General features: G+C 70.7%; 20 protein-coding genes, 1 tRNA gene and 1 pseudogene. 10 read left to right on the top strand and 12 right to left on the bottom strand.

Annotation, left to right across the window (positions count from 1 at the left end):
* Window positions 1–67: 67 nt before the first annotated feature.
* Both H4W81_RS36650 and H4W81_RS36645 read right to left on the bottom strand, forming a co-directional pair.
* On the bottom strand, window positions 68–691 hold the full coding sequence (locus H4W81_RS36650; RefSeq protein ID WP_192778981.1) for a response regulator: 624 nt from the start codon (window positions 689–691) through the stop codon (window positions 68–70).
* Window positions 692–725: 34 nt separating this feature from the next.
* Window positions 726–1,862 carry a sensor histidine kinase gene (locus H4W81_RS36645; protein ID WP_225958969.1) on the bottom strand — a complete coding sequence of 379 codons (1,137 nt, stop codon included), beginning with the start codon at window positions 1,860–1,862 and terminating at the stop codon, window positions 726–728.
* Between the two features lie 156 nt (window positions 1,863–2,018).
* Between H4W81_RS36645 and H4W81_RS36640 the strand changes: the two genes are divergently transcribed.
* Together H4W81_RS36640 and H4W81_RS36635 are read left to right on the top strand one after the other, a co-directional pair.
* Window positions 2,019–2,091 (top strand) — tRNA-Arg (locus tag H4W81_RS36640).
* A gap of 116 nt (window positions 2,092–2,207) precedes the next feature.
* The gene (locus H4W81_RS36635; protein WP_192778980.1) at window positions 2,208–2,537 is read left to right on the top strand and encodes a DUF4265 domain-containing protein; all 330 of its coding nucleotides are present in this window, start codon (window positions 2,208–2,210) and stop codon (window positions 2,535–2,537) included.
* A gap of 261 nt (window positions 2,538–2,798) precedes the next feature.
* Here the strand turns inward: H4W81_RS36635 and H4W81_RS36630 are convergent, their stop codons facing one another.
* From H4W81_RS36630 to H4W81_RS36605, 7 genes and pseudogenes are all read right to left on the bottom strand, one after another.
* Complete coding sequence (locus H4W81_RS36630; protein WP_192778979.1) at window positions 2,799–3,224, bottom strand: organic hydroperoxide resistance protein; 426 nt, start codon at window positions 3,222–3,224, stop codon at window positions 2,799–2,801.
* A gap of 120 nt (window positions 3,225–3,344) precedes the next feature.
* Entirely contained in the window at window positions 3,345–4,094 is a 750-nt protein-coding gene (locus tag H4W81_RS49770; protein ID WP_337959979.1) for an ATP-binding cassette domain-containing protein, read from the bottom strand.
* 433 nt (window positions 4,095–4,527) lie between these two features.
* Window positions 4,528–5,115, bottom strand: a pseudogene (locus H4W81_RS49765) (ATP-binding cassette domain-containing protein); the annotation flags it as partial.
* Window positions 5,024–6,649, bottom strand: coding sequence for an ABC-F family ATP-binding cassette domain-containing protein (locus H4W81_RS36620; protein WP_192778978.1), 1,626 nt, complete (start codon window positions 6,647–6,649; stop codon window positions 5,024–5,026). The gene H4W81_RS36620 and the pseudogene H4W81_RS49765, both read right to left, overlap by 92 nt.
* A 217-nt stretch (window positions 6,650–6,866) precedes the next feature.
* Window positions 6,867–7,424: a CGNR zinc finger domain-containing protein gene (locus tag H4W81_RS36615; protein WP_318782237.1), complete on the bottom strand. Its 558-nt coding sequence runs from the start codon at window positions 7,422–7,424 to the stop codon at window positions 6,867–6,869.
* A complete protein-coding gene (locus H4W81_RS36610; RefSeq protein ID WP_225958968.1) occupies window positions 7,421–7,645 on the bottom strand; it encodes a molybdopterin-dependent oxidoreductase in 225 nt (74 codons plus the stop codon). The genes H4W81_RS36615 and H4W81_RS36610 overlap by 4 nt, the downstream gene beginning before the upstream one ends.
* Before the next feature lie 8 nt (window positions 7,646–7,653).
* A complete protein-coding gene (locus tag H4W81_RS36605; protein ID WP_192778976.1) occupies window positions 7,654–10,059 on the bottom strand; it encodes a BTAD domain-containing putative transcriptional regulator in 2,406 nt (801 codons plus the stop codon).
* A 437-nt stretch (window positions 10,060–10,496) separates the two neighbouring features.
* Between H4W81_RS36605 and H4W81_RS36600 the strand changes: the two genes are divergently transcribed.
* A complete protein-coding gene (locus H4W81_RS36600; protein WP_192778975.1) occupies window positions 10,497–11,273 on the top strand; it encodes an AfsR/SARP family transcriptional regulator in 777 nt (258 codons plus the stop codon).
* A gap of 86 nt (window positions 11,274–11,359) precedes the next feature.
* Here H4W81_RS36600 and H4W81_RS36595 read toward each other — a convergent pair whose 3' ends face one another.
* Window positions 11,360–14,125 (bottom strand): ATP-binding protein, encoded by a 2,766-nt coding sequence (locus tag H4W81_RS36595; RefSeq protein ID WP_192778974.1) that lies wholly within the window; start codon window positions 14,123–14,125, stop codon window positions 11,360–11,362.
* A 247-nt stretch (window positions 14,126–14,372) separates the two neighbouring features.
* Between H4W81_RS36595 and H4W81_RS36590 the strand changes: the two genes are divergently transcribed.
* The 5 genes from H4W81_RS36590 (at window position 14,373) to H4W81_RS36570 (ending at window position 18,935) form a co-directional block, all read left to right on the top strand.
* Complete coding sequence (locus H4W81_RS36590; protein WP_192778973.1) at window positions 14,373–15,008, top strand: hemerythrin domain-containing protein; 636 nt, start codon at window positions 14,373–14,375, stop codon at window positions 15,006–15,008.
* 6 nt (window positions 15,009–15,014) lie between these two features.
* Entirely contained in the window at window positions 15,015–15,866 is an 852-nt protein-coding gene (locus H4W81_RS36585; protein ID WP_192778972.1) for an LLM class flavin-dependent oxidoreductase, read from the top strand.
* A 110-nt stretch (window positions 15,867–15,976) separates the two neighbouring features.
* Window positions 15,977–16,582: a TetR/AcrR family transcriptional regulator gene (locus H4W81_RS36580; RefSeq protein ID WP_192778971.1), complete on the top strand. Its 606-nt coding sequence runs from the start codon at window positions 15,977–15,979 to the stop codon at window positions 16,580–16,582.
* Window positions 16,583–16,809: 227 nt separating this feature from the next.
* The gene (locus tag H4W81_RS36575; protein WP_192778970.1) at window positions 16,810–17,919 is read left to right on the top strand and encodes an aldo/keto reductase; all 1,110 of its coding nucleotides are present in this window, start codon (window positions 16,810–16,812) and stop codon (window positions 17,917–17,919) included.
* A gap of 170 nt (window positions 17,920–18,089) precedes the next feature.
* Window positions 18,090–18,935 carry a hypothetical protein gene (locus tag H4W81_RS36570; RefSeq protein WP_192778969.1) on the top strand — a complete coding sequence of 282 codons (846 nt, stop codon included), beginning with the start codon at window positions 18,090–18,092 and terminating at the stop codon, window positions 18,933–18,935.
* A 290-nt stretch (window positions 18,936–19,225) separates the two neighbouring features.
* Here the strand turns inward: H4W81_RS36570 and H4W81_RS48975 are convergent, their stop codons facing one another.
* A complete protein-coding gene (locus H4W81_RS48975) occupies window positions 19,226–19,354 on the bottom strand; it encodes a hypothetical protein (protein ID WP_264083218.1) in 129 nt (42 codons plus the stop codon).
* A 134-nt stretch (window positions 19,355–19,488) separates the two neighbouring features.
* Between H4W81_RS48975 and H4W81_RS36565 the strand changes: the two genes are divergently transcribed.
* Window positions 19,489–22,254, top strand: a complete 2,766-nt coding sequence (locus H4W81_RS36565; RefSeq protein ID WP_318782234.1) for a LuxR family transcriptional regulator — start codon at window positions 19,489–19,491, stop codon at window positions 22,252–22,254.
* Between the two features lie 7 nt (window positions 22,255–22,261).
* Here the strand turns inward: H4W81_RS36565 and H4W81_RS36560 are convergent, their stop codons facing one another.
* On the bottom strand, window positions 22,262–23,035 hold the full coding sequence (locus H4W81_RS36560) for an alpha/beta hydrolase (RefSeq protein ID WP_192778968.1): 774 nt from the start codon (window positions 23,033–23,035) through the stop codon (window positions 22,262–22,264).
* A 272-nt stretch (window positions 23,036–23,307) separates the two neighbouring features.
* Here H4W81_RS36560 and H4W81_RS36555 point away from each other — a divergent pair, with 272 nt between their 5' ends.
* On the top strand, window positions 23,308–24,366 hold the full coding sequence (locus tag H4W81_RS36555) for an alpha/beta fold hydrolase (RefSeq protein ID WP_192778967.1): 1,059 nt from the start codon (window positions 23,308–23,310) through the stop codon (window positions 24,364–24,366).
* Window positions 24,367–24,606: the final 240 nt, after the last annotated feature.

The raw sequence follows: 24,606 nt of genomic DNA, 5'->3' as shown, positions 1-24,606 counted from the left end.
CGCGGCACTGGGTACGTTGACGACCAGGTAGATGCCGATGCCGGCGAACGCCATGCCAACGACCACGTCAGTTCCCCTCGGAGTAGTAGATGGCGGCCTGCACGCGACTTCTCAGCCCGAGCTTGTTGAGCACCCTGCTGACATGAGTCTTGGTCGTCGCCTCGGCCATGTCGAGCTCTTTGGCGATCTCCGCATTCGACAGGCCCCTGGCCACGCATGCGAGCACCTCGCGCTCTCGGGGAGTCAGCAGGTCGGTCGGCGGCTCGCGCCGTACGGGCTGCTCGGCGAAGGCGGAGATCAACCGGCGGGTCACCGCGGGAGAGATCAGCCCGTCGCCCCTCGCCACCAGGCGCACCGCGTCCACCAGCGACTCGGCGTCGGTGTTCTTGAGCAGGAACCCCGCCGCGCCCGCCCGCAACGCGCCGAAGACGTACTCGTCGACGTCGAACGTCGTCAGGATCAGCACGTCGGTCACGCCGGCCAGTTCCCTGGTGGCCGAGATGCCGTCCATCTTCGGCATCCTGACGTCCATCAGCACCACGTCGGGCCGGAGCTCGCGGGCCATCGCGACGGCCTCCTCGCCGTCGCCCGCCTGCCCGACCACCTCGATGTCGCCGGCGCCGCCCAGGACCAGCACGATGCCCGCCCTGACCGCCGCATGGTCGTCGGCGACCAGCACCCTGATCGTCACCGTTCCTCCTCGCTCCGCCGCCCCGCCGTCGTGATCACTGCTCGTTGCCCGTCGGCAGCGTGGCGCGCACGCGCCACCCCTTCTCCTCGTACGGCCCGGCCTCGAACGCGCCGCCCACCAGCGTCGCCCGCTCCCGCATCCCGACCAGCCCGGCGCCGGCCCCCGGCAGTTGCGTGCCCGCCCCGTTCAGCGGGTTGTCGACCACCACGCTCACCTGCCCGGGCGCGTAGGTGATCGTGAGCTCCGCCCGGTCGTCGCCGTGCTTCATCGCGTTCGTCAACGCCTCCTGCACGATGCGGTAACCGGCCAGATCAACCGATACCGGCACGTCGTACGGGGTGCCCTCGATCGTCATGACCATCTCCATGCCTGCCTGCCGCGCCCGCTCCACCAGCCCGCCCGCGTCGGCCAGGCGCGGCCTGGTGGCGTCGCCGTCCTCTCCCTCCTGCCGTAACAATCCGATCATCGTGCGCATCTCGGCCATCCCCTGAACGCTGTTCTCCCTGATGGAAGCCATGATCTGCTGCACGGCGGCGGCGTCGAGATCCTTGCGCGACAGCACGGCCGTGGACTGGATCGCGATCGCGCTGAAGTGATTGGCGATCATGTCGTGCAGTTCCCTCGCCATCCGCGTCCGCTCCGCGACGATCGCCGCGCTGCGGTCGAGCTCGGCCAGATGCGCCACCTGCTCGGCCCTCGCCCGCTCGGCGATCGCCTGGTCGCGCTGCTGCCGCAGGACCATCGCGGTCGTCACGGGCACGACGAGCACGAGGGCCGCCTGCACCCCGAACACCGCCAGCGCCCACCAGTTCCGGTCGATGACGCCGATGACCGCACCGATGATCACCGCAGCCGCCGTGGTGATCCCCAGCAGCCAGCGCGACAATCGGGCGGGGCCGTACAGGGCGGCCGCGTAGAGGTTGTCGGTGAACACCAGCGCGGTCGGCAGCGAAGGGCCGCTGTAGGCGACGTCGAGGCTCAGCGCCACCACCCCGAGTGCCAGCGACATCAGGGGCGCGCTCCGCCGTACGGCGACGCCGGCGCAGGTGATCGCCAACGGGACCCCTGGGAACCAGGCGGGGACGCCGCTGCGGTGGTAGTAGGCCCCGCCGACGAGCAGGACGACACCCACGGCGAACGCGCCTACGGCTCCCAGGATGTCTCGCCTCATCCCCCCATCTCATCATCGCGAATGGGGAAGTAGTTCACCCCTGGGACCTGCCTGTGGATACACAAAAGGTTGTACACAGGGGGCGGGCTTCCGGGGATTCGCGAAAATCTGGTTCGAGGCATGGCTCGGGGTCCGCTATGCTTGCTTACGCAGCGAGCGGCCGTAGCTCAATGGATAGAGCATCTGACTACGGATCAGAAGGTTAGGGGTTCGAGTCCTCTCGGCCGCGCTCACTCGAAAGGCCCGCTACCAGGGAAATCTGGGAGCGGGCCTTTGTGTTTGTCAGGACAATCCCGGGATCTTGCTAACACAGGGACACTTAGCAGACTGCGCGATCATGTAAGCATGGTCTCTGCAACCCCCTCGGAACGCCTCCCCACAGAGCCAGGCCTGATCAAGGTGTGGTTCCAGTTCACGCCTCGAGAAGGCTGGCTTCCCTACGACACCGAAGGGCTCTGGGCCGCGCGCTTGGGTCGGGACACCGCCCGTGTGGCGAACATTCCATTCCTGCAGGACGGGGTCGCCGAGGGCGACATGGTGCGCTTCAGCACGGTTCGGCTCTTGCGGCCGGCACACCGTGGTCCTGCGTCGAGTGTCGCTCCTACGGAGATCAATGGCTCAGCGAATCGCCGGGCTGCGGTGACCGGCCTGATGGCGTCCGATCAGAACACTTGAGCCAGGCACCCCAGCGCGACGGCCACCACGATCGCGGCCACCGCCAGCGCTCTCAGGGATTTGGGTATGCGCACCACGATGCCCCTCCGGTTTCACAAGCAGTACCTCACGAGCCATTCGTCCGCGTCGTAGGCCCTCTGCGCGGGGTCCGGCGCGGTGGCTGCGCGCTCTTCGACCGTGTCCTCGAGCCGGACCCGCTCGGGCAGCCGGCCGAAGCGGGCATGCCTCGCGGTCTCGGCGGCGTCCTTCGCCGGCCGCACCTCAGGCGGCTTTCGCGTTGATGGTGACCGGGATGTTGCCACGGGTCGCCTTGGAATACGGGCAGATCTGGTGGGCCGCGGCGCCGAGCTCGTCGGCCGTCTGCTGGTCCACGCCTCCGAGCTCCAGGTTGAGCACGGCGCTGAGGCTGAATTCGCCATCGTCGCCGTGGTGCAGGGTCACCTCCGCTGTGATGGCCGTGCTCTTCAGCGTGATCTTGCGCTGCGCCGCCGCCCTTCTGACCGCGCCCAGGAAACAGGAGCCCCAGCCCGCGGCGAACAACTGCTCGGGGTTGGTCGCCCCGCCCGCTCCCCCGAGCTCCTTCGGGATGGCGAGCGTGGTGTCGAGGAGGCCGTCGTCGGCCTGGACCCGGCCTCCATTGCGGCCCTCCCCCGTGACGGTGACGACCCCGGTGTAGCTGACAGCCATGGCTTTTTCCCTTCTGCAGGTGGAAACACGCCGGGAACGCATCGTGCGTCACCGGTTCAACTGGTGACGATATTGGCAAGCCTATGCGTCACCTGTCAAGGCGGTGACGCACGAAGGGTTTCATGGCAGGCGGATGTGGCGGCCCTGCCAGCGGGCGCGCAACCAGCGGTCGTGGCTGGCGATCAGAATCGCGCCGGGCCCGTCGGTGCCCAGGGCCTCTTCCAGCTCGTCGGAGAGGCGGGGTGAGAGGTGGTTGGTGGGCTCGTCGAGCAGGAGCACCTCGGGTGGATCGGCCACCAGCAGCGCCAGCGCGAGCCGGCGGCGCTGGCCGACCGACAGCTCCCCCACTCGCAGGTCCTCGTCACGCGAGCCGATCAGGCCGAGCGAGCGCAGCGGCACGGACTCGGCGCGCTCCGGACCGAGCGCCCGCTCGTACGTCTCCCGGACCGTGCGGTCCGGCCGCTCGAACACGGTGTCCTGGGCCAGCAGTCCGACGGTCAGCCCGCGCCGTCGCCGCACCTCTCCCTCCGCGTCCAGCCGTCCGGCCAGCACCGCCAGAAGCGTGGACTTGCCCGCACCGTTCGGCCCGGTGACCAGCAGCCGCTCCCCCGGCGCCACGTCGAGCCGGTCGATCGAGAGCCGTCCCGGCACGCGCACGTCCCGCAGTGACAGCAAGGTTTCGTCGTGGGGATCGCAGGAGTGGGCGGCTACGCCCTCCGCGACACCGGCGGCGTCGGCGGTGGGGGTGGCGTGGGTGGCCCCCACGACATCGGCGGCGACGGTGACCAGGGTGCGGGGGCGGAAGCGGAGCGGGGGCGGTGGGGGCGGGGACCTGCTCGCGTTCCAGCTCGGCGAGCCGGCGGGCGGCATTGCGCACCCGCCGCGAGATCTGGTGCTGCACGCGTCCTCCGCGGTGCCCGTACCCCATCTTCTCGTTGTCGCGTCGCAACCCGTCCAATGCCACCTGCCGCGACGTCACCGCGACGGCGTGGCGCAGCTCGCCGAGCTCCTCCTGCTCTTCCGCGTGGCGTCGCTCCCAGCGCTCGCGCTCGGCGCGCTTCTCGGCCAGGTACGCGCCGTATCCGCCCCCGTACCGGACGGGCCCGTCCACCGCCGGGTCGAGATCGACCAGGTCCGTGCAGACCGCGTCCAGGAACGCCCGGTCGTGGCTCGCCACGACCACCACTCCCGTCATGCCGCGGAGCTGCTCCTCTACGAACACCGCGGCGGCATCGTCCAGGTGGTTGGTGGGCTCGTCCAGCAGCAGCGCGGCGGGCCGTCTGATCAGCAGCGCCGCCAGGGCGAGCCGCCCGCGCTGCCCGCCCGACAACGACGCAAGCGCGCGCCCGTGCGGCACGCCCCCCAGGCCGAGCCGGCCGAGGATGATCTCTGCGCGCCGGTCGGCGTCCCAGGAGTCGCGCTGTTGCGCCTGGTCGAGCCGGGCCCCGTACGCTTCGAGCAGAGCGGCGTCGTCCGGGGCCTCGGTGAGCGCCCGGGTGAGCCGGTCGAGCTCGGCCAGGTCCGTACGGGCCTCTCGCAGGGCGTCGTCGAGCACGTCAGCGACCGTGGCGTCGCCGGCGAACGGCGCCTCCTGATGCAGGAAGCCCAGGTCGGCGGGCCGCACGACGGTGCCGGAGTCCGGCTCGTCCACTCCGGCCAGCAGCCGCAGCAGGGTGGACTTGCCCGCACCGTTCTCGCCGATCAGCCCGATCCGGTGGCCGGGTGCGGCGGTGAGCGAGACGCCGTCGAGCACGCGCCGCGCGCCCAGCGTCCGTACGAGATCGCGGGCGAGCAGCGCGTCACTCACCGGCGGGCCCCCCGGTCTCCAGCAGCCGCCCGCCGGACAGCTCCAGCCAGCGCTCCACCTTGATCTCCGCGAGGAACCGTTCATCGTGGCTGACCACCACGAACGCCCCCTCGTACGCGCCGAGCGCGCTCTCCAGCTGCCCCACGCTGACGAGGTCGAGGTTGTTGGTGGGCTCGTCGAGCAGCAGGAGCTGGGGCGCCGGCTCGGCGCACAACACGCAAGCCAGGGTGGCGCGCAGCCGTTCGCCGCCCGACAACACGCCCACCGGCAGGTGCGCACGCGCGCCGCGGAACAGGAAGCGGGCCAGCAGGTTCATCCGCTCCGGTTCCAGCATGCCGGGGGCGAACGCGGCCAGGTTCTCGGCCACGGTGCGCTCGACGTCGAGCAGGTCGAGCCGCTGCGACAGGTAGGCGACCCGGCCGTCGGCCCGCCTGGTCGTGCCGCCGTCGGGCTCCAGGTCGCCGCTGATCAGGCGCAGCAAAGTGGACTTGCCCGCGCCGTTGGGGCCGGTCAGCGCGATGCGCTCGGGTCCGCGGATCGTCAGGTCGATGCCGGGCTCGGCGAACAGGCCGCGGGCCTGCAGGTGTTCGCCGAGGAAGACGGTGCGCCCCGCGGGGACGTTGGTCCCGGGCAGTTGCAGCGCGATCTTCTGCTCGTCGCGTACGGCGCGGCCCGCCTCGTCGAGCCTGGCCTTGGCGTCGCCGACGCGGGCGGCGTGCGTCTGGCCCGCCCGCCCGGCCGACTCCTGGGCGCCGCGCTTCATGTTCCCTGCGAAGATCCGCGGCAGGCCTGCGTTCTTGAGGTTGCGGGCGGCGTTGCTCGCCCGGCGCTCGGCGCGCTCGCGGGCCTGCTGCATCTCCCGCTTCTCGCGCTTGAGCTCCTGCTCGGCGCTGCGTACGTTGCGTTCGGCGGCCTCCCGCTCGGCGCGCACGGCTTCCTCGTACGCGGTGAAGTCGCCGCCGTAGAAGCGGACCTCGCCCCGGTCGAGCTCGGCGATGCGGTCCATGCGGTCGAGCAGGGCCCGGTCGTGGCTGACCACGAGCAGGCAGCCGTTCCAGTCGCCGAGCACGTCGTAGAGCCTGCGGCGCGCGCCGAGGTCGAGGTTGTTCGTCGGCTCGTCGAGCAGCAGGACGTCGGGCCGCTTGAGGAGCTGCGCGGCCAGGCCGAGCGAGACGACCTGGCCGCCGCTCAGCGTGCCCAGCGTGCGGTCGAACGCGAGGTCGCCGAGCCCGAGCCGGTCGAGCTGGGCACGGGTGCGCTCCTCGATGTCCCAGTCGTTGCCGATCGTGGTGAAGTGCTCCTCGCCGGCGTCGCCCGATTCGATGGCGTCCAGCGCGGCGATCACCGGGGCGATGCCGAGGACCTCGGCCACGGTCAGGCCGCCGGCGAGCGGCAGGCTCTGCGGCAGGTAGCCGAGCACACCCTCAACGGTGACGCTGCCGCCACCAGGCCGGTATTCGCCGACGATCAGCTTGAGCAGCGTGCTCTTGCCCGCGCCGTTCGGGGCGACGAGCCCGGTACGGCCGCCGCCCACACTGAAGGACAGGTCACGGAAGACCGGGGTGTCGTCGGGCCAGGAGAAGGACAGGTTGGAGCAGACGATGGACGCGTCGGACATGCGAGAAGACCTCGTACGAGAACGCGGGCGCGCCGAAGCCGCCCGGCAAGGGGACAGGGATTTGGGGAACGACGACCAAGGCCACATCGGCGGCGGTCATGTGCGCCTGCCGGGGCCGATCAATCTCCGGTATCACCCGGAGATGTCGTCGTCACCTGCCACGTCTGGTCTCCTAGCTTCCGATCTCAAGCGTCTTTCACCATAGCAGCCGCCGGGATCAGCGCGTGCCGGCCACCTGAGCGTCCTTCTTGCGCGCCCGGTAAGCAGCCGCCTTGATCTTGTTGCCGCACGACTCCATGCCGCACCACTCCCGGCGCCCGCCACGCGACCGATCGATGAAGATCTTGGTGCACTCGGGGTTGGCGCACTCCTTCATCAGCGGCACCTCGGGCCCGCTGAGCAGCTCGATGGCGTGCCGGGCCACGGTGGACAGCGCCTGCACGGGGGTCGCCTCGACCCACCGCCCCTTGGCCGTGAGCCGGGGCGCCGCCGAGGGCCTGCGCGCGATGTCGTTCACCAGGGCGAGCGCCTCGTCGTCGTATCCGTCACCGGCGAGCCGGGCGGTGACCAGCGCGTAGATGGCCTCGCGTACCGCCACCGCCTGGGCCAGATCCGCTTCCTGACAGGGGGTGACGGCGTCGACGATGCCGGACTCCAGGTACCAGGCGTCGAGTCGGTCGGGGACGTCGAGCGTCTCCACGCGTTCCGTGCGGCGCGCGCGGAGCGTGCAGGCGAGGTCGAGCGCGGGGTTGCCGCACAGAAACACGTGCTTCACATCACCATTTTGACAGGTGACTTCGAGGCGCACTGCACCGCGCCTCGCCGCAGCGCGCGCAACTCGTCCAGCGTGTACGTCCCAGGGCGCTCGACCAGGCCGCCTATCTCCAGCCGGTAGTCGGCCGCGGTCTTCCTCGGCACCGAGGCCGCCACGCTGTAGTAGCGGAAGCCGCTGGGGTTGGGCAGCAGCCCGGTGGACGAAGAGATGCCGGGGATCATCGCTTTCGTCAGCCGTCCACGCCGGACACGTCCTGGCGGAGGAACAGGTTCAGGTCCCGTTCCGCCCACAGCTCCTCCTCCAGATGGTGGTCTCGCCATTGCTCTGGCGGGTCGGCCAGCCAGTCGTGGCCGAAGATCGCGTATGGATAGTTCGCGCGCACGCACTCCAGCTCGTACTGGCCCAGATAATCCATCAACGGCCGCCACAACTGTCCGTTCGCCACGACCAGGTACGAGGCCGCCAGCCTCGGTTCGTGCAGCCAGCCGCGCATCATCCGCGCATGGAACACGTCCGTGATGGGAGACGGCTTGGCCTCGAAGTCCGGACAGATCAGATGCCGCGCGATCGCGATGTGCGCCCCGGGGGGCACCGCCATGCGCCGGCTCACGTCGTGCCAGATCTCCCCCACGACAGGGTCGGCCTCCAGTCCTTCCCTCTCCGGCGTCCGCAGGGTCAGCCAGCTCATGAAAGCACGCAGGCGGTTGCTCTTGCGGCACCGGAGCAGGGAGAACGCCCCCGGCTGACGGCCCAGCCAGAACCGGACGGACGCGGCCGTGGACTCGCCGTGGCTCTCGCGCGCCATGGTGACGAGTTCATCGTGGTCGGCGGGGGTCGCCCCAGACGCCCGCACATCCTCCTCACCCACCCTCGAGACGTACCGGCACACGACCCCGCCGCGCCGGCGCAGATGACTGATGGTCCGCATGACCGCCACGCACGCGTGCGGGTCGCGGGCGTCGCGCAGCAGCTCGTCCATGACGTAACGGCGAATCCGCCGGTGCATCCGCTCATAGCCGACGGGGTCCCGCCACCGCAGGTGATAGTCGAGGGCTTCGCGCAGCACACCGTTGACGTCCAGGCCGTGGGCGGCGGTTTCGACATATGGTCGCGCTCGGAGCCAGTCGAACAGTTCCACCGCCTCACCGCCCGGCACCACAGCGCTGAGGAGATCTTCGGTGGTGTGGCGGGCGTGCGCGCACACGTACAGCGCCCATCGGTGCATATCCGTCGGCACGCTACCGGCCAGGAGCGCGAGCACGTTGTCGACCACGTACCGTACGGCGTCACGGCGCGACGGCTGTCCCGTGGCCGACATGCTCCTGCCGACCTCTGCGGCGAGCGACAGGGCAAAGGGGTTGCCTGCGGCGAAGTCCACGATGGACTTCCGGAGGCCGGGGTCGACGCCGCGGGCTTCGACCAGCGCGGTGGACTCCTGGACGGTGAGGGCTTCGAGGTGCCGGATCACGATCGTCCCGGACCAGGCCGGATCGGTGAGCCAGGTGGCACTCGGCCCGGTCCGGCCCGCTACCACGATGATCGCGTTGCCGGGCAGCTTGCGGAGGTATTCGTCGCGCAGCCACGGTTCGAGGTCTCCCAGTTCCTCGAAGGAGTCGATGAGGAGAACCGGGCCGGAGACGCCGGAGAGCTCTTCCGCGAATCGCTCGAGGCGTTCGCGCGCTTCCGTGGTCGCCGAGCCGTGGAGGTGCCAGACCTGCCGGCCCGCGGCGGTCGCGTCGGCGGCGAGTTTACGCAGCAGCGTCGATTTGCCGATGCCGGCGGGTCCGCGGACGAAGAGAAGACCCAGACGTTCGCCACGGCTCTTCAGCAGGTCCTGGAAGGCGGCGCGTTCCGTGCCCCTGCCGACGAACTGCCCACCGGGAGGCCGCTCCGGCTTCGTGTCCACTGGCGAAGCGGACTCCTGTGGGGAGCGTGCGGCGGGCCGCTCGGCCCATGGGGCGGGGGCGAATTCGTCGTCGTGTTCTGCGTCGGCCCGGAGGATCTTGTCGTGGATCGCCCGTAGCCGCGGTCCCGGGCCGACGCCCAGTTCCTTGCCCAGCAGGTCGTAGACCGTCCGGTAGATCTCGAGTGCCTCTGCCCGCCTGCCGCTGCGGTACAGGGCGAGGAGATAGATCTCGTACAACGGCTCTTCGAGTCGGTTCTGCTCGATGAGGAGCGGGACCTCGGCCACCACCTCGGCGTGCTCGCCCAGTTCCAGGCGGAGCTGCAGCAACTCCTGGGTGGCGATCAGCTTCAGTCGTTCCAGCCGGAACCGCTCACGTTCGGCGGCCTCGCCCGGGACCCCCGCCAGCGCCGTTCCCGTCCACAGGCCGAGCGCCTGCTCCATACGATTCGCGGCCACCGAGATCTGCCCACTCGCGCGCTCCTGCCTGGCGGTTTCGAGCAGATCGGCGAACTCGGTGGCGTCCAGCGCGAACAGCGACGGATCGAGCATGTACCCCCCGGACTGGGAGCTGATCGCCGAGCCCAGTCCGTGCTCGGACAGCAGCCGCCGGGTACGGGAGATGTAGGTCCGTATGACGGCTTCGCCGGTGGCCGGTGCCCGCTCGCCCCACAGGCCGTCGACCAGCTCACCGATCCGCACGAAGCTGCCGCTGTTGGCCAGTAGCAACATCAGGACGGCCTGTTGTTGCGGTGCGCCGAGATCCAGTCGCGTCTCACCGCAATGGAGACCGGGCGGTCCTAGAACGGTGAACCTGCAGGGAGCCGAGACGACGTTCGGCTGTCCAATCACGATCGGGGGCGCTTTCCTTGCGAGAGTGCACGGCGGCCGACCCCTCGTACGGGCCTGCGGTAGGACATCCCAAGAAGGTAGGTTCGCCCGGACCGCCTTCGCGAGCGTCACGTGACGCTGTGCGTGTACGTCATTCCAGGGCGAGCATGGCCGGCGTCCGGGACAGACATGCCGGAAAACGTACAGACCACCGATAAGCCCGACAATGCGTCAACAGTCCCGACGCAGCGTCAGTAGGGTCCCAGAGACGCCCGGGCACTGCTTCGGGGGCATCGGTGACGGGTCGCGGCGCTACGCGAGAGGGTGGGGGAACCTCGATGGCCGGGGTGAGCTTTGGGTTGTTGGGTCCGATCAGGGTCTGGAGCGGTGGGGAAGATCTGGAGGTCGGGTCTCCGCAACAGCGGGGAGTGCTGGCCCTGCTGCTCCTGAGCGAGGGGCGTCAGGTCACGCTCGACGAGATCGTGAGCGCGTTGTGGGGCCGGGAGGCGCCGCGCAGCGCCGTCGTGAGCACCCGCACCTACGTCTCCCGTCTGCGCCGGGTGCTGACCGCCGGCGGTGCCGCCGGGCTGGGCACCGAGGCGGAGATCAGGTCGGCGGGCGGCGGCTACCAGCTGGTCGTGGACCCCGGCGCGGTCGACGTGACGGTGTTCCGGCAGACCACCGCCGCCGCGCGGGAGACCCGCGAGCGGGGGGAGGTCGCAGAGGCCTCCCGGCTGCTGCGCGGCGCGCTGGCACTGTGGCGCGGACCGGCGTTCGAGGGGCTGAGCGGGGCCTTCTTCGAGGGCCGCCGCGCCTGGCTGGAGCAGCTGCGCGCGTCAGCCATGGAGGAGCGCTGGGCGCTCGACGTCGCGCAGGGCGACTGTGGCGAGGCGATCGCCGAGCTGATGCTTGCGACGGCGCGGGAGCCTTATCGCGAGCGGTTGTGGGAGTTGCTGATGTGGGCCCTCGATCGCGACGGCCGCCGCGTGGAGGCTCTGTCGGCCTATCACCGGATCGCCCGGCTGCTGGACGATGATCTGGGACTGGAGCCTGGTCCCGGCCTGCGGGGGATGTACGCCCGGATCAGGACGGCGGCCGACGCCTCACTCGTCTGAGCCACTCCACGGGCCGCACCCGTCCGCCAACGCCGTAGGCAGGATCAGGACCCCAGTCTGGCGGTGTGATCGCCGACAGACAGCCCTTATCGGGACGACCTTTCCTCGAGGGTCTTGAGCATCCGCGCGAGATCGGCCCGAGAGCTCACCCCGAGCTTGGGGAAGATCCGGTGCAGGTGGGTGCTGACGGTCCGGGGAGAAAGGTACAGCCGTTGTCCGATCTCCCGGTTCGTCAGCCCCTCGGCGGCCAACTGCGCGATGTTCAGCTCTTGCGGGGTGAGCTTCTCGCGCGCGTCGGGGTCCCGGTTCGGGCTCGACTCCCCCGCACTGCGCAGCTCCCGTCGTGCGCGCTCGCCCCATGCTGCCATGCCGAGCGCGTCGAAGGTCTCCCTGGCCGTGCGCAGGTGCGTCCGGGATTCCGCGGCCCGGCGCCGCCGCCGCAACCATTCGCCGAACGCCAGATGGAGGCGTCCGCGTTCGGCGGGCCACCCGGTCAGGTCCGCCCGCAGCGCGGCCGTGAACAGCTCCTCCGCCTCCCCGTTCGGGGCGAGCACGGCGCGCGCGTAGCGCAACCCGATGTGCAACGCCGGTGACGGCGTCGATGCGGCCAGGGGCTCTACGTCGCGCAGGATGTCCCGCATGGTGTCGATCCGCCCGGCACGCACGGCGGCCTCGGTGAGCTCTGCGAGGCAGTAAGCGCGCAGGGCCAGTTGGTAGGCGGGGTCCGAGGGATCGAGCATCCGGCTCAGCGCAGCGAACGCGTCGCCGAAGCGCTCCTCGCTCAAGGCCGCGAGCCCGCGCGCGAGCTGGACGGTGGCCAGGACGGGCCGGGCACCGGCGGGAAGTGCGACCCGTTCGGCCTCATCGGCGAGTGTTCTGGCCCGCCCATGGTCGCCCCTCAGCGCGGCGATCTCGGCCTGGACGGCCGTGGCCAGCCCGTACATGAACGACTGACCGGTCTCCTGGGCGAGCTTGGCGGCCTCCGCCGCAACCGGCACGGCCGCGGCCAGGTCGCCGAGCCGGACCCGGCTCCACGCCTGAACGGCCAGCGCCCGGGGCAGCAGCCCGAGCCGGCCCTGGGCGCGCAGGCCGGGCGCGGCCGCCGCGGAGAAGCGGGCAGCCAGGTCGAACGCCCCGACCTGCAGTGCCGCGCTGCCCAGGTAGCGATCGATCTCGGGGGCGGCGCCGGCCACGCCGGCCAGTTTGCGCAGCAGGTCGAGCGCGATGCCGCCCCGCTCGAACGGCGCGACGTACGCGGCGACCGCGACCATGCGCGGATCGTCGGCAGGAACGGGCAGCCGGTCGGCCACGCCCAGCAGCGAGCGGCGCGCGGCCGGACCCGGTTCGGACCAGAAGCAGCGCATTGCGGCGCCCCACAGGATCCGGACAGCCGGCTCCACCTCCCCGTCGGCGGCCACCGACGCGGCCAGCTCGGCCAGCTCTGACACGCGGGAGACGTCCTCGCGCACCCCGTCCTCGAAGCCGCTGAGCAACCAGGCGGCAGTGGCGCGCCGGCGCGGCGAGAGTTCGAGGGCCTGTGCGTCGCCCACCAGACGCTCGGCCGTGGCGCGGCTGCCGGATTCGACCGCGAGCTCGGCCGCTCTCAGCAACCTGAGCGCCTTCCGGTCCTGCCCCTCGCTCAGCCGGGCCGCCTGCTCCAGCGCCGCGATCGCGGCGGCGACCCCACCCCGGTGCCGGGCCCGGTCGGCCGCGCAGTCCAGCTCGGCCGCCACGCCCTCGTCGGCTCCGGCCGTCGCGGCGGCCCGATGCCAGGCCCGCCGGTCCGGTTGTTCGTGCAGCGTCTCTGCGAGAGCCAGGTGGGCCTGTCGGCGCTCGGCGAGCGTCGAAGCCGCCGCGATGGCCGACCGCATCAGGGGATGACGGAACGTCACCGTGTCGATGGCGAGCTCGATCAACCGGACCTCGGCGGCAGGTGCGAGGATCTCCGGCTCGGCCGTCGTTCCCAGGATCAGGCCCGTGGCCGCGAGCGTTTCGGAGACCGAATCGCTCTGGTTGAGCGCCGCGACCAGCAGGGCGGTGCGGGCCGGAGTCGGCAGGGCCGCTACCCGGGACGTGAACGCGCGCTCAAGACGCTCGCTCAGCGGCAGCACCGGACCCAGCCCGCCCAGGCGATCGCTCAGCGACAGCACCGGGCCTGGGCCGCCGTGGTGTCCCATGGCCGCCGACAGCTCGGTCAGCGCCAACGGGTTCCCGGCGGCCTCCTCCAGCAGCCGCACCCGGACCGCTGGGGTGAGGCCGGGGGCGATCGAGTCCAGGAGCTCGGCGGCGACCTCGTCGGAGAGCCGGTCAACGGGCATCGGGGACAGGCCGGCATCCTGCACATGCGAGCGCTCGCCTTCCCGGAGCGTCGCGACCATGACTATGGGCTCGGACTCGATCCGGCGCGCCACGAAGGCGAGGACGTCGGCGCTGGCGCGATCGAGCCAGTGCACGTCCTCGGCGACGACCAGCGACGGCCGGACGGCGGCCGCCTCGGCCAGCAGGGTCAGCGTGGCCAGGCCGACGAGGTAGACGCTGGGTTCGGCCGCTTCGGCGAGGCCCAACGCGCTGCGCAGGGCCTCACGCTGCGGGGCCGGCAGCGCGTCCACGCCTGCCCGGACCGGATACAGCAGTTGGTGCAACCCGGCGTAAACGAGGTTCTGCTCGGCCTCCACGCCGGTCGTCGTCAGCACGCGCAGGCCCGCGGCCGACGCCGCGGAGACGGCCTCCGCCACGAGCGCGGACTTCCCGATGCCGGCCTCCCCCCGAATGAGAACGCCGCTGCGGTCTCCGGGGTCGTCGACTAGCTCGGCCAGTGCCTTCAGCTCGGCTTCCCGTCCGAAAAGCGGCATGGTGCGGCACTCCTACCTCGGTGTCCTCGGCTGTCTCCCCCAGCCGCGCGCGAGTCCTGCCGCGACCCTACCGAAGCGCCCGGATACGACGTTTCACCAGCGTGTGCGGAACGTATATCGGGGCTCGTCAATGCTGATCGTGCGGCGCCGTCGGGCAAGTGGACGTATACGTTTGAGATAGACGCCTGCCTCAGACGCCAACCGTTCGTCAACGAAACCTCCTCCCGTTGCTTCTACGCTCCCCGGCATGTCGACCAACGCTGAGGCCGTGGCCGTCACTGAGACCCGCCTCATTCACGCATTCCACCGGCGCGCCACGACGTTGTTGTTCGAGGCCGCCCTCCGGCCCTCCGTCCCCCTCTCGGCCCTGGCCGAGCTGCGCGAGTTCCTCGTCAAGAACCTGCGCCACCATCACGAGACCGAGGACCACCAGCTGTGGCCGATGATCGCAGCGGTGGCGCCGAAGGCGGCGGCACCGCTCGCCGCACTGAGTGAGGAACACGACGAACTCGACGCCGCGCTCGACGCCCTCAAGGCCGTGCCGATCCGCGAGGACGGTGACCGTCCGGGGCTCCAGCAGGCAGCCGAAGCGGTCTGTGCCCTGGTGCACCGGCATCTCGAGCACGAAGAGCCGCTACTGTTCCCGGCATTGCGCGAACACATCTCACCGGACGAGTGGACGGCGTTCTCGGGCGCGGTCGTCGCGACCTCGCCGACCGAGGCGGCGCACCTGGTCGTGGGCTTCCTCGACCAGGTCGGCACGCCGGAGGAGGTCGAGCTCGTCCTGTCCGGCCTGCCGAAGCCCGCGCAGCAGTTCGTGCCCGCGATGCGTGCCCAGGCGCACGCCGCCCTCGCGGTTCTGTCCGGCGACACGGAAGGCTGAGCGCACGTGACACTCGGACTCGCGGTGCCCTTCGTCGATCCTGCCGCGTTGGTCGCGTGGGCGCGGCGCGCGGACGCCGGTCCGTACGGCAGGGTCGGTGTGCCGGACCGGATCGTGTACGACAATCCCGAGACCATGGTCATGCTGGGCGCGATGACGGCGGTGACCGAGCGGATCCGGGTGCAGTCGGAGGTGGTGCTCGCGCCCCTGCGCGATCCGGTGCTGCTGGCCAAGCAGAGCGCGACACTCGACAGGTTGTCCGGTGGCCGATTCACCCTGGGTCTCGGGGTCGGCGCGCGGGAGGACGACTTCCAGGCCGTGGGCGCCGATCATGCCTCCCGGGGGCGGCGGATGGACGAGCAGCTGGCGACCATGCGCCAGGTCTGGGCCGGCGAACCGGTCGCCCCGAGCCTCGGACCAGTCGGTCCGTCCCCGGTGAAGGCGGGCGGTCCCGAGCTCCTCTTCGGCGGCTTCGCGCCGCCGGCGCTGGCCCGGGTCGCTCGCTGGGGCGCCGGTTACATATGCCCGGCTCCGCCGGGATATGCGGGGGCGTTGTTCGAGTTCGTCAGACGGCAGTGGAAGGACGCGGGCCGGCCGGGTGAGCCGCTGCTCGTCGCCCAGATCAACGTCGCGCTGGGGCCTGAGTCCACCGTGGCGGAGGCGCGGGCGTCACTGCTGCGCTATTACGCGTTCGCACCGGAGCTCGCCGCGCAGTCCCTGCAGGCGATGGCGACGACCGCCAAGGAGATCCGGGAAACCGTCGCCGCCTATCGGGACCTCGGAGCGCACGAGGTGATGCTCAGCTGCTGGTCCGACGACATCGAGCAGATCGACCGGCTGGCGGACCTGCTGGCGTGACCTTTTTCAGTCAGGGGGCGGCTGCTTCTGTTCGCCGCTCGCCGATGTGCGCCCCGCTTGATGTGCACTCCAGCTACGATGGACTGGCAAGTCCAGTCTGGAGGGCGGTCATGCGCACTCTGACCCGCAAGGGGGCCGCGACGCGGCAGCGCATTCTCGAGGGCGCGGCGGCGCACATCCGCGAGCACGGCGTGGCCGACATGACGCTCGACGACGTGCTGGCCAGGACGGCGACGAGCAAGAGCCAGCTCTTCCACTACTTCCCCACCGGACGGGAGGAGCTGCTGCTGGCCGTGGCCCGCTTCGAGGCCGACCGGGTGCTGGAGGACCAGCGGCCCCAGCTCGGCGACCTCACCTCCTGGCCCGCCTGGCAGTCGTGGCGCGACAAGGTCGTCGACCGCTACCGGCGGCAGGGCCGCCTGTGCCCGCTCAACTCCGTCACGTCACAGCTGGGCAGCCGCACGCCCGGCGCCCAGGCCGTGGTCACCGAGCTGATGCACCGCTGGCAGGCCGAGATCGCCACCGGCGTGCGGCACATGCAGGACGCCGGTGAGATCGACCCGGGCCTGGACCCCGACCGCGCGGCGGCCGCCCTGCTCGCCGGCATCCAGGGCGGCGTACTGATCCAGATGTCCACCGGCCAGACCGACCATCTGGAAGCCGCCCTGGACATGGGCATCGCCCACCTGCGCGCCAGCAAGCTCGCGTCGCCTTGACGGAGAGCTCACCCTCCGGGAGCGGCAGACGCGACGTGTCGCCCCGCCCGCCGTCCGGTTGCTCGTCCACGCCGCCGAGCTCGAGGTTGATGGCAGCATAATCCGTCACCCGTCAAGGTGGTGACTAGTGGGCATTTTTGGACTTGACAGTCCATTTTCAGATGCGCAAGCTGACGAGTGTTCGTCCCAACCTCCTCGAATCTGCTTGCGAACGGAGTGACACCCTCATGTCCCTGGACCACTACTACCTGCTCGGACGTTCCGGACTGCGCGTCAGCCGGCTGGCACTGGGCACGATGAATTTCGGCACCGGCGGTTTCCACGCCGCGTACGGCAAGACCGAGGAGGAGGCCCGCCCGATCTTCCGTCGCTATCTCGAAGCGGGCGGGAACCTCATCGACACCGCGGATTTCTACACCGCCGGCGAGAGCGAGGCCATCCTCGGCAACCTCATCGCGGAAGCCAAGGTGCGCGACAGGGTGGTGCTCACTACCAAGTTCACCAACAGCGTCGCCCCCGGAGATCCGAACGCGGGGGGCAACGGCCGCAAGCACATGATCAGAGCGGTCGAGGCGTCACTGCGCCGCCTGCGCACCGACTACATCGACCTGTTCCTGCTGCACACCTGGGACCGGATCACCCCCGTCGAGGAGGTCATGCGGACCTTCGACGACCTCACCAGGGCCGGAAAGATCCGCTACGCGGGCCTGTCCGACGTGCCCAGCTGGTACGCGGCGCGGGCCCAGACCCTTGCCGAGGCCCACTCCCTCGTACCGGTGGTCAGCCTGCAACTGCCCTACTCCCTCATCGACCGGACGATCGAACTGGAGCACGTCGCCATGGGGCAGAGCCTGGGGCTCGGCATCACCGCATGGAGCCCGCTCGGCGGTGGCTTCCTCACCGGCAAGTACCGGAGTGCCGACCAGGGCTTGGCCGGAGACGGCCGGCTCAGCGGCGCGGGCTCCCCTGGGCGCTCGTGGACGGAGCGGGACTGGCGGCTGCTGGCGGCGGTCGAGAGCGTCGCCGACAAGCTCGGCGTGACGATGGCCCAGGTCGCGCTCAACTGGGTCGCCACCCAGCCCGGTGTCGCCTCGGCGATCGTCGGGGCGAGCAGCGCGGACCAGCTCGACGCCAACATGGTGGCCCTCGACTTCGAACTGCCGGCCGAGCTGCGCGCCGAGCTCGACGAGGCCAGTTCCGTGCCGCCTCCGTCGGTCTACCAAATGTTCACTCCGGACTATCAGAGCTGGCTGGTCAGTCCGGGCGTCAAGGTCGGGGACAAGCCAGCCGAGTACGCCCCCGCCGTACGGAACTGGGCACCCGAAGGCAGCGGTTGACGGACTTCGCATGCTGTACGTGCGGCGGCCTGCCTGCCTGCCCGGCCACGGCGTATACGCGTCGTCAACGTTTCGCATGCAGGCGGCGCCTATGGTCGTACGCCATGTCGAGTCACCCGATATCTCTCGAACCGCCGCAGACACCGGCATTTCCGGATGACCACACCCCCGTGACGCGGGAGGACGGTGGCGGTGTCCTGGAACTGCTCGAACGCATCGGATCCGTCGTCGTGCCGATCGCGGTGGCGCTCTACGCGGTCCTCTACATCGGCATCGAGCAGATGTACGCCGTCTTCGGCGTCAACCCGCAGCAGGTGGGCGTCGATCAGGCAGTCCTGCTCGGCCGTATGACGAGCACCCTGGTCCTGCTCCTGCTGGTCGCCGTCCCGCTGCTCGGCGTCTTCGTCGGCCTGGGCTGGCTGGCCGACAGGATGACCCGGGGTGCGGCGGGCAGGCTCGTCCGGAGGATCAGGGAGCAGCCTTGGATCGCCGCAGCGCTGGCGGCACTGTGGTGCGGGGCTACGTACTGGGGCCTCTTCAACCTCTTCGGCGATTTGGACCTGTTCATCATGGTCGTCATCGCGGTGGGGCTCGGCGTGCTGGCCTTCCTGATCCCGTTCCGGCTATTGCGTCACAAGCCGGTCGGGCGCGCCGGGACGAAGGTGCTCGTCGGCGGCCTGACCGGGGTCGGCCTGGGCTTCCTGCTCATCCTGGGGCTCGTCGAGGGCGCGATCGACGTCCAGAACAGCGGCCAGTCCAACGAACTGCTGAACGCCGTGGGCTTCCAGGATCAGTGGGCGGTGGTCAAGAGCGCCGAGGACGACAAGCCGCTCTACGACGGCCGCTGGATGATGCTGCTGGGCGAGAGCGACGGCACGTACGTCCTGTACGACTGCGACAAGCTGGAGACCCTCCGAAGGCCCATGGAGACCACCAACCTCGGCCAGATCGAGCTCGATCCCGCGCGCGAGGCGGGCTTCGCCTGCGGCGGCCTCGCACAACAGCACACCCCATAACACAGGCGTCCAAGGGAGACACATGAACACCGCCGTCACGACCCCGCTGTCGCCGGGCACGCACACTGTCAACGTCGGGGGCGGGAAGTGCTGCGGCCACTCCTGAGCGGCCCTGCCATGGCGTGTATACGCGTCGTCAACCGTTCGCATGCAGGCGGTGCCTAGGGTCGCACCGGGGCGGGCTTGCCTGAGGTCGAGCCTGCCCGGCCGCATCGTACGCGAAGGAGATCCATGATCACTGCCGTCAAGACCGCCTGTCGCGGGCCCTGCACGCCCACCACCGCGCAGGGTCAGCGCGCCTGCGGGGTGCCGACGCCTCGCAGCAGTGTGTCGACCACGACGTCGGCGGCCTGTGCGGCGCTCAGCTCGGACAGGTCCTCGGCGGCGTGTTCCATCAGCGGTGGCAGGACCCCGGTCACCCAGCCGGGCGGGTCGGAGCGCAGCAGGCCCTCGTCGGTGGCGCGCTGCAGGAAGGCGTCGACCTCGTCGAACAGACGGCGGCGGCGCTCGCGGATCGGGCCTGATCGGCCCTACCTGAAGGAGTGAGGGAAGCGTGGAGTCGCTCGTCTCGACAATGGCGGGCCGGGATGACGTCCAAGGGGAACTGTCCGCGTTCATGACGGCCACCGGGGGGCAGGCCCTCATCCTCAGGGGCGAGACCGGGGTCGGCAAGAGCGCCCTGCTCGACTACGTGGCCGGCCTCGCCGCCCCGGAGAACCACCGGGTGATTCGCGCCGCCGGGGTCGAGGCGGAGGCGGAGCTGCCCTTCGCCGGCCTGCACCAGCTGCTGTACTCGCTGCTGCCCCACTCGGCCGGGCTCGACGAAGCCCACCGTGCCGTCTTCGACGTCGTCTTCAGGCTGCGCGAGGGCAAGGCACCGTCGGTCATGTCCCTCGGCATCGCCGTCCTCGACCTGCTGTCCTTGGCGGCGTCGGAGCAGCCGCTGCTGCTGTTGCTCGACGACGGTCAGTGGATGGACGCCTCCAGCGCCGAGGTGTGCGGGTTCGTGGGGCGCCGGCTCACCGGCAGCTCCGTGAAGATGCTCATCGCCATACGGTCCGACGTCGGCTCGCGGTTCGACACGGCCGCGCTTCCCGAGCTCCCGGTGGCGGCCCTGTCGGAGGAGGCCGCCGGGCAACTGCTGGACCTGCGTCATCCGCAGCTCGACACGCAGACCCGGCGCATCGTCATGGAGCACGCCATGGGCAACCCCCTGGCGCTCTTGGAGCTACCCACCTACCTGAACGGCGGCCACACCGGCCGCACGGCCGAGAAACTCCTCGGATTCGGCAACATCCCGCTGTCGCGCCGTCTGCAGCATGTCTACGGCATCCGCATCGAACGCCTGGCCGCTCCCGTGCGCGAGGAACTGCTGCGCGGCGCCCTCGACGGCGTCGGGGCGGGACCGGGCGGCAACAGCGCTCCCGGCGCCCGCTACCGCATGCGCGAGGCCGACGAAGCGGTCGCGGCGGGCCTCCTGGACACCGACCCCGCCACCGGCGACCTCGTCTTCCGGCACCCACTGATCCGCACCACCGTCGTTCAGCTGGCGACCCCCAACCAGCGTCGCGCGGCACACGCCGAGCTCGCAGGGGTGCATCGCCACGACGTCGAGCGGCGCGCCCGCCACCTGGCGGCCTCGATCGTGGATCCCGACGAGGAGGTGGCCGCCGCGCTGGAGGCCGCGGCCGACTCGGCGACCCGGCGCGGCGGCGCGGTCGCGGCCGTGGCCTGGCTGACCCGCGCGGCGGAGCTGAGCGAGACCCCCGCCGACCGCTCCAGGCGGCTCGGCGACGCCGCCTTCATCGCCGGACATGCCGCGCTCCTGGACCAGGCGCAGAAACTCGTCCGCTCGGACCTGCCGCCGGGTGCGAGCGAGTCCCCCGCCACGGTCGTGACCTCCGCCTACGTGGCCCTGTACGAAGACGGCGACGTACGCTCCGCGCATCGCCACGTCGCGGCGGCGATCGAGAGCCTGCGAAAAGACAGCGCGCACGAGCCCGCCGAAGTACTCACCCGGCTGGTGAACGTGCTGCTGGCCATCAGCCAGTACGCCGGCGACGCCGCGCTGTGGGACCGCACCGAGCAGCTCATGGACTCTCTGGGGGACCAAGTCGACACACGTTCGGCGATCTACCGCGACGCGTGGAGCGACGTCGTCCGTCACGGCGCGGGCGTGCACGAGCGCGTCGAGCGCGCCTTCGCCGGCGTCTCGGAGCTGGAACCGTGGGACGTTTCGCGCCTGGCCGTCGCCGCCTACCACGTCGACACGCTGAGCCAGTACCGCCCCTTCCTGCAGCGGGCCGTCGACCGTGAGGTGGAGACCGGCGCCGTGGCCACCGGCATGACCATGCTGCACCTGATCATGCTCGACCAGCTGGCCGCCGGCGAGTGGGACGACGCCGAACGTACGGGACAACGCGCGCTGGAGCTGACCACGTCCCATGGAAACGCGCTGTTCACCCACCACACCCGCGCCTACCTGGGGCTCCTGGCCGCCATGCGCGGCCAGGTCGAACGGGCCCGTGAGTTGCAGGCCGTCCTGGACGCCTGGGCCCGCCCGCGCGGCGTGGGATTCCTGACCCAGATCGCCGACGCCATCGGCACGGCGGCGGCCCTGAGCGAAGGTGACTACGAAGCCGCCTACCTGTACGCCATCGGCATCACGCCGCCCGGATCGTTCGAACGCTACGCCCACCAGGCCTCACGCACGTTGCTCGACCTGGTCGAGGCCGCCGTGCACACCGGGCGCCTGGAGCAGGCCCGCCGGCACGCCCAGGCCGCCTCTGACGCCGGCCTGCCCGGTGTCTCCCCCCGGCTGGCCCTCATCACGTACGGCGCCCTGGCGATGACGGCCGCCGACGAGAAGGAGGCCGAGGACATGTACGCCCGGGCCGAGGCCCACCCGGCCGGAGCCGGCTTCCCGTTCGAGCTGGCGCGCATCCGCCTAGCCCACGGCGTCCGGCTCAGGCACATCCAGGGGCCCAAGGCCGCACGGCCTGTCCTGGTCCGCGCCGCCGAGTCCTTCGAACGGCTCGGCGCCAAAGGCTGGGCCGAACGTGCCCAAGCCGAGCTGCGCTCCTCGGGTGCGCCCGCCCGCGCCTCGCTGGCGTCCCTGACCGCGCTGACCTGGCAGGAACGCCGCATCGCCGAGCTGGCCGCAAGCGGGCTGACGAACAAGGAGATCGGCGAACGCATGCACCTGTCCCCGCGCACCGTCAGCTCCCATCTCTACCGCGTCTTCCCGAAACTGCGCATCACCTCCCGGGCCGCGCTGCGCGACGCTCTGGGCAAGACCGGCGCCGGTGGCGACGTGTGAGCCTCCTTCACCACTTTGACGGGTCGGCGCGCACCCCTTGCTCGGCGAGCCAAACCAGCACGTAGTCGGCGACCGCCCGCCAGCCGCTGTCGAGGACCAGCGAATGGGCCCGGTCCGGGAACTGCTTGAGGTTGCTGGTGGCCGTCGAGTCGCCGTACAACTTGTACACGGCCCGGGTGACGTGGTCGGGCACCAGCCGGTCCTCCTGTCCCGAGATCAGCAGCAGCGGGCCGCGGCCGGTGTTGCCGTGGTCCACGACCGCCCGCGGGTGCCGTACGGCACCGCCGTCTCCCAGCTCGGCCAGCAGCCGGCGTGACCCGGGAACGACGTGGCGCTCGAACAGCTCGGCAGACTCCTGCTCGGTGACCGCGTTGGCGAACAGCCGCCGGAACCTCCCGGCGTCCATCGACACCGGCCACGGCTGCCCGGGCGCCAGGGCGGTCGCGTGATCGACCGGGGTGGGGGCGATGGCGACCGCGGCACGGCCCGCGTTCGTGCCGAGGAGGTGCTGCGCGATGAGCCCACCCACCGAATGGCCGACGATCACGGGCGGGGTGTCGAAGGAACGGACGATGCGCGCGTAGTGATTCGTGAGCGCCTCGAGCCCCAGCTCGTGGAGCGTCTCGGGGTGCCGGCGGGCCTCGCCCACCGTGGCGGGTTCTCCCGGCCAGCCCGGCGCGCAGACGGCGAACCCGAAACTGGAGAAGCGCTCGTTCCATGACTCCCACGACGACGCGTGGAGCCACGCACCGTGGATGAAGACGACGGGAGTGGGGTTCACGGATCCTCCGAAAGGCTCAGGACCAGGTCTGATCAAGGATTGTCCGGATGCGCCCGGGCGGGAACAGTCGAATGACTGAATGTCCCTGTCCGCCTTGCGTCGCTGGTCCGGCGAGGTCTGCCCGGACACCAGGCCCGGGGAGAAAGTTTCGTGTGGCCGGCACGGCTGCCGTTCGCCATGTCTCACCGTCATCTGACTGATGTGTCGGATTCCCCCTGCCCGAAACAGTAAGAAATGCCGCATTCCCTGTGACACGACACGGAGGACTCCACATGATCAACAGGCGCACCTTCGGCAAGGCCGTCGGTTTGGCCACCGGCGCGACCGTCGCCTCGCTGGCGGGCTTGCAGGCCTTCCCGGCCGCCTCCGCCACCACGCGCGGGGCGGCCCCGACGTTGCCGGCGGTCACGCCCGGCACGCACACGTCCTTCGCCTCGCTGAAGCAGGTCAAGGCCGGGCTGTTGGACATCGGTTACGCCGAGGCCGGCCCGGCCGGCGGGCCCGTGGTCATCTGCCTGCACGGCTGGCCGTACGACATCCACAGCTTCGTCGACGTCGCTCCGCTGCTGGCGGCGCAGGGTTACCGGGTGATCGTTCCCTACCTGCGCGGTCACGGCACGACACGGTTCCTGTCCTCGAAGACGTTCCGCAACGCCCAGCAGTCGGCGATCGCGCTCGACATCATCGCCCTGATGGACGCCCTCGAGATCGACAAGGCCGTGCTCGCCGGCTTCGACTGGGGGTCGAGGACCGCCGACATCATCGCGGCTCTGTGGCCGCAGCGGTGCAAGGCCCTGGTGTCGGTGAGCGGCTACGTCATCACGAACCTCGAGGCCAACCTCTCCCCGCTGCCACCGAAGGCGGAATACGCCTGGTGGTACCAGTACTACTTCGCCACCGAGCGGGGGCGGCAGGCCATGGAGGACAAGAGCAAGCGTCACGACCTGAACCGGCTCGTCTGGGACACGGTCTCCCCGACGTGGGACTTCGACGACGCCACCTTCGAGCGTACGGCCGCGGCCTTCGACAACCCCGACTACGCCGCCATCGTGATCCACAACTACCGGTGGCGGCTGAGCCTGGCCGACGGGGAGCGCCGTTACGACGGTCTGGAGCAGCGGCTCGCCGATCGGCCGGTCATCAAGGTGCCGACCATCACCCTTGACGCCGAGCGCGACCCCTTCACGGCGCCGCCGGGCGACGGCTCGTCGTACCGCAACATGTTCACCGGCGCCTACGAACACCGCCTCCTTCGCGGTATCGGCCACAACCTTCCGCAGGAAGCGCCCACGGCCTTCGCCCAGGCCGTCGTCGACGTGGACCACTTCTGACGAACGCGACAGCCAGCCCACTGCCTGCGATTTCGCGACAGCCTGCCGGATGCGATCCGGCAGGCTGTCGGTGTCTTCGTGGCCGTGTCGCACCCGCGCCCTCCGCGAGCCGCCACGAAGCGCCGCACGCGAGGGAGCCGATGTCGGCGTCCCCCCGCAGGCGGGAAACGTACATCCAGCCACAAAAAGGCCTCCACTGCGCCGCAGCGCAGTGGAGGCCTTGCCCTTCGGCCGGATCGG

This window comes from Nonomuraea africana (assembly GCF_014873535.1).
Classification (GTDB): domain Bacteria; phylum Actinomycetota; class Actinomycetes; order Streptosporangiales; family Streptosporangiaceae; genus Nonomuraea; species Nonomuraea africana.
The sequence above is the reverse complement of the archived record's forward strand: the minus strand, read 5'-3'. Positions and strand labels throughout refer to the sequence as shown.

What these genes read in the sequence shown, in the direction of transcription:
- H4W81_RS36645 (WP_225958969.1), bottom strand. Translation starts at nt 1,862, where the DNA reads ATGAGGCGAGACATCCTGGGAGCCGTAGGCGCGTTCGCCGTGGGTGTC.
- H4W81_RS36635 (WP_192778980.1), top strand. Translation starts at nt 2,208, where the DNA reads ATGGTCTCTGCAACCCCCTCGGAACGCCTCCCCACAGAGCCAGGCCTG.
- H4W81_RS36630 (WP_192778979.1), bottom strand. Translation starts at nt 3,224, where the DNA reads ATGGCTGTCAGCTACACCGGGGTCGTCACCGTCACGGGGGAGGGCCGC.
- H4W81_RS49770 (WP_337959979.1), bottom strand. Translation starts at nt 4,094, where the DNA reads ATGCCGCCCGCCGGCTCGCCGAGCTGGAACGCGAGCAGGTCCCCGCCC.
- H4W81_RS36620 (WP_192778978.1), bottom strand. Translation starts at nt 6,649, where the DNA reads ATGTCCGACGCGTCCATCGTCTGCTCCAACCTGTCCTTCTCCTGGCCC.
- H4W81_RS36610 (WP_225958968.1), bottom strand. Translation starts at nt 7,645, where the DNA reads ATGATCCCCGGCATCTCTTCGTCCACCGGGCTGCTGCCCAACCCCAGC.
- H4W81_RS36605 (WP_192778976.1), bottom strand. Translation starts at nt 10,059, where the DNA reads ATGTTGCTACTGGCCAACAGCGGCAGCTTCGTGCGGATCGGTGAGCTG.
- H4W81_RS36600 (WP_192778975.1), top strand. Translation starts at nt 10,497, where the DNA reads ATGGCCGGGGTGAGCTTTGGGTTGTTGGGTCCGATCAGGGTCTGGAGC.
- H4W81_RS36595 (WP_192778974.1), bottom strand. Translation starts at nt 14,125, where the DNA reads ATGCCGCTTTTCGGACGGGAAGCCGAGCTGAAGGCACTGGCCGAGCTA.
- H4W81_RS36590 (WP_192778973.1), top strand. Translation starts at nt 14,373, where the DNA reads ATGTCGACCAACGCTGAGGCCGTGGCCGTCACTGAGACCCGCCTCATT.
- H4W81_RS36580 (WP_192778971.1), top strand. Translation starts at nt 15,977, where the DNA reads ATGCGCACTCTGACCCGCAAGGGGGCCGCGACGCGGCAGCGCATTCTC.
- H4W81_RS36575 (WP_192778970.1), top strand. Translation starts at nt 16,810, where the DNA reads ATGTCCCTGGACCACTACTACCTGCTCGGACGTTCCGGACTGCGCGTC.
- H4W81_RS36555 (WP_192778967.1), top strand. Translation starts at nt 23,308, where the DNA reads ATGATCAACAGGCGCACCTTCGGCAAGGCCGTCGGTTTGGCCACCGGC.